The following is a 1858-nucleotide window of genomic DNA, read 5'->3' as shown; positions in this document are numbered from 1 at the left end:
CTGCCTCTCATGGCCGCGTTTACGCCTGCCGTTCATGCCAGAACAACCGCTCATTCCGTTCATCAGAGCGACCCGCTTGTCGGCCCGCACCCGGCTCAGACCCCTGCTGTCCCGACCACGGAGACGGACGGTGTTTCCCAGTGGCTGGCGGCCGCGGGCAACAGTGCGGCACAGTCGCAGCTGTCGGATGTCGCCACCGGACAATGGGCGCGCACGTACGCCACGGGGGCGGCCACGGCAGCCGGTGAACAGGCCGTTCAGGGCTGGCTGAATCAGTTTGGTACGGCCCGCGTCCAGCTGGGCACCGATGAAAAATTCTCCCTGCAGGACAGTGCCGTTGACCTGCTGGTTCCTCTTTACGACAACGGGCAGGATGTGCTGTTCACACAGCTGGGGTATCGTCACAAGGACAGCCGTAACACGCTCAACAGCGGGCTGGGTGTGCGTCTCTTCCGGAACGGCTGGATGTATGGCATGAACACCTTCCTGGATAATGACATCACCGGCAATAACCGCCGGCTGGGTATCGGCGGTGAAGCCTGGACAGATTATCTGAAACTGTCAGCCAACACTTACGTTGGCCTGACTGACTGGCACCAGTCGCGCGATTTAGAAGATTATGATGAGCGTCCGGCCAACGGGTTTGACGTGGCCGCGAGCGCGTGGCTGCCGGCTTACCCGCAACTGGGCGGGACGCTGAAGTATGAGCAATACCGGGGCGACAATGTGGCCCTTATCAACAAAGATACGCTGCAGAAAAACCCTCAGGCGTGGACGGTCGGGCTGAACTACACCCCGGTTCCGTTAGTGACACTGGGGGCGGATTACCGCAACAGCAACGGTGTGGATGACTGGCAGTATCAGGCTCAGTTCACCTGGCGTTTCGGTGATTCACTGTCTTCCCAGCTTTCCCCATCTTCTGTGGCGTTATCCCGTTCCCTGTCGGCCACCCGTCTGGACCTGGTGGAGCGCAATAACAACATCGTCCTGGATTACCGTAAACAAGAGGTGATTCATTTATCGCTGCCGGACACATTGCACGGGAAGGCGGGTCAGATACTGCCTGTTCCTGTGCAGGTGACCACAAAACACCCGTTTGACCGTATTGAATGGAGCGCTGCTCTGCTGGAGGCGGCCGGTGGGAAAATGACCGCACTCAGCCCACAGCAGTGGCAGGTGCAGTTACCGTCTTATATTCCGGGCGGTGATAACCGTTATACCCTCAGTGCGGTGGCGTATGACATCAAAGGCAACCGCTCTGAAAGTGTCACGATGACCGTGACGGTGGAGGGCGCAGCAGTTGATGCGGCACATTCCACAGTCAGCCTGGCGGAACAGACGCTGCCGGCAGATGGTGTTTCCTCCACCGTGATGACCTTTTCACTGCAGGACTCGGCCGGAAACCCGGTCACCGGACTGGCTGACAGCTTCAGCTTCCCGGACAGTTTCCAGCCACTGACTGCAGCCGGTCCGGCCCGGTCAGGTGACGGTTATGTCAGTTACAGCAGTGTGAAAGAAGGCAAGCCCGGGATGTATACGGTGACCGTGACGGCAGGGGTGTCAGCGGGCACGCTTTCTGTCACGCCGGTCATTCAGGACATCCGACTGGCGCCTCAGACCCTCAGCCTGACATCGTCTTCACTGGCGATTGACAGCGCAAAATCCACCCTGGTCTCAGCACCGGCCACTATTCCGGCGGACGACAGCACGCAGACCACCCTGACGTTTACGGCACTCAACAGCCTGGGCGAAAAGGTGAGCGGGCTGAAGGATATTGCTTTTACCGTTGAGGGCGTGACGGGGACGAGCGTGTCAGCGGTCACAGAAGATAATGGCGTTTACAGTGTCACCCTGAAGG

Annotated in this window: 1 protein-coding gene; it reads left to right on the top strand. The window is 59.3% G+C overall.

Annotation, left to right across the window (positions count from 1 at the left end):
- Window positions 1-9: 9 nt before the first annotated feature.
- The coding region (locus M977_RS23690) for an inverse autotransporter beta domain-containing protein (RefSeq protein WP_064519601.1) at window positions 10-1858 on the top strand (1849 nt) is incomplete at its 3' end.

It is taken from the genome of Buttiauxella gaviniae ATCC 51604 (assembly GCF_001654835.1).
In the GTDB taxonomy this organism is placed as follows: Bacteria; Pseudomonadota; Gammaproteobacteria; order Enterobacterales; family Enterobacteriaceae; genus Buttiauxella; species Buttiauxella gaviniae.
Note: the sequence above shows the minus strand (reverse complement) of the source record. Positions and strands in the feature narration are given on the sequence as shown.